Below are 1,700 nucleotides of genomic sequence, written 5' to 3'. Positions count from 1 at the left end.
CCCTTGCGTTTGCGGGCATTTTTCTGGATGTCGGCCAATTCAAAAAATTTGCGCCGCGCGTGCGCATGGCAAAAGGCGAAGGTGATCGGTACCGCTTTCTTTTCGGCGACACTGAGCGGCTCGAAGCCATTGTAACAATCACTCTGCAGAATGCCGCCATACGCGGCCAGGTGCTTCTGCGGATGCTCGCCGCGGCGGTCGCTCGACGCATAGTATATGGCCGCCGGCGCCGCCGCGCCGCCGTAGGACCGGTCATCGCGCACGTAGGTCCATATTCGCCCGGTCGTGCATTTGTCTTTGGCCTGGATGGGAATGGTGGTGTCGTCGCCAAAAAGGCGCTCGGCCGCGAAGACATGCGCCTCGATCAGATCAAAGATCGGCAGGAGCGCGGCCGTTCCATACCCAACCTGGTCGGCCAGCGTCGAGGTCGAAAGCTCGATGCCCTCGCATTTGAACCGGGTGCTCTGGCGGTTCAGCGGACTATGCATGCCGAACTTGTCGAACAGGATCGTCGCCAGCAGATGAGGACCAATGAAGCCGCGCGGCGTGGCATGGAAGGGTGCCGGCGGCTGGCTGATCGCCTCACAGTCGCGGCAGGTAAATTTCTCGCGTACGGTTTCGATCACGATAAACCGGCGCGGGATCTCCTCCAGCGTTTCGGTCATATCCTCGCCCAGCTTGGAAAGCCGGGATCCGCCACAGCATGCACAGGTGCTGGGAGGATCGATGACCACACGCTTGCGTTCGACATCCTCCGGCCACGGCTTTCGCACCGGCCGCTTGCGTGTGAACGAACGTACGCTCGCGGTCTTGGCGGCCGCAGCCTGCGCTGCAACCTCGTCCTCTGTCGCGGCCATCACCAGCTCTTCGAGCTGCAATTCCATCTGGTCAAGCAATCGCGCGGTGCGCTCGGAACGCTTTCCGCGAAGCTCCCGCCTCAGCTTTTCGATCGCCAGTTCCAGTTTGGCGATCAACGCCTCGCTGTCGGACAGCATCGCCTGGGCATTGGCGGCTTGCGCCACCGCAATGTCCCGCTCGGCGACGACAGTATCGCGCTCGGCAACAACGACATCATGTTCAGCCTGCAACATCTCACGCTCGGAAAGCAGCGCCAGATAGGCGCTCGCAAGGTCCGCAGGAAGATCCACAGGCTTCGAGGTCATGAAGCCATTCGATCAGATTCACTCAATATTTTCAATGCAATAATGCTATCCGACCCGTGTCGGACGCCAGGTTTCCTGCGGATTGCGCCAGTCGATCCCGGACAGCAAATAAGACAATTGCGCCGGTGAGATCGCTACCGCGCCGCCCTCCATATTCGGCCAGATAAACCGGCCCTTCTCCAGCCGCCGGGTAAAAAGGCAAGCGCCCAGACCATCATGCCAGATGATCTTCAAAATATCCGATCTGCGGCCCCGGAAGACGAAGAGATGCCCTGACAACGGATCATGCTGCAGAACCTCCTGCACCCGAAGCGCCAAGGAGGGAAAGCCACAGCGCATGTCCGTATAGCCCGTCGAAAGCCAGACCTTGACCCCTGTTCCCATCGGAAACGGATTCACCGCAGCGCCTCCAGTCCGCGCAGGATACGAAGCAGTGCCTCAACGTCGACATCGCGGTCCACGATCACACGGCGACCATTGGCGCTGACAACCTCCATAAGCCCACTTTGTGCCGTCGAAGAATTGGCCGGCGCAACA

The 1,700-nt window shown here is 60.3% G+C and carries 2 protein-coding genes; both read right to left on the bottom strand.

Features of this window, described 5'->3' with window-relative positions; genetic code table 11:
- The coding region (gene tnpC / locus N181_RS09515; RefSeq protein WP_060563351.1) for an IS66 family transposase at positions 1–1,163 on the bottom strand (1,163 nt) is incomplete at its 3' end.
- 45 nt (positions 1,164–1,208) lie between these two features.
- The gene (gene tnpB, locus N181_RS09510; RefSeq protein WP_042779359.1) at positions 1,209–1,562 is read right to left on the bottom strand and encodes an IS66 family insertion sequence element accessory protein TnpB; all 354 of its coding nucleotides are present in this window, start codon (positions 1,560–1,562) and stop codon (positions 1,209–1,211) included.
- Positions 1,563–1,700: the final 138 nt, after the last annotated feature.

The sequence above is a fragment of the Sinorhizobium fredii USDA 205 genome (assembly GCF_001461695.1).
GTDB classification, from domain to species: domain Bacteria; phylum Pseudomonadota; class Alphaproteobacteria; order Rhizobiales; family Rhizobiaceae; genus Sinorhizobium; species Sinorhizobium fredii.
The sequence above is the reverse complement of the archived record's forward strand: the minus strand, read 5'-3'. Positions and strand labels throughout refer to the sequence as shown.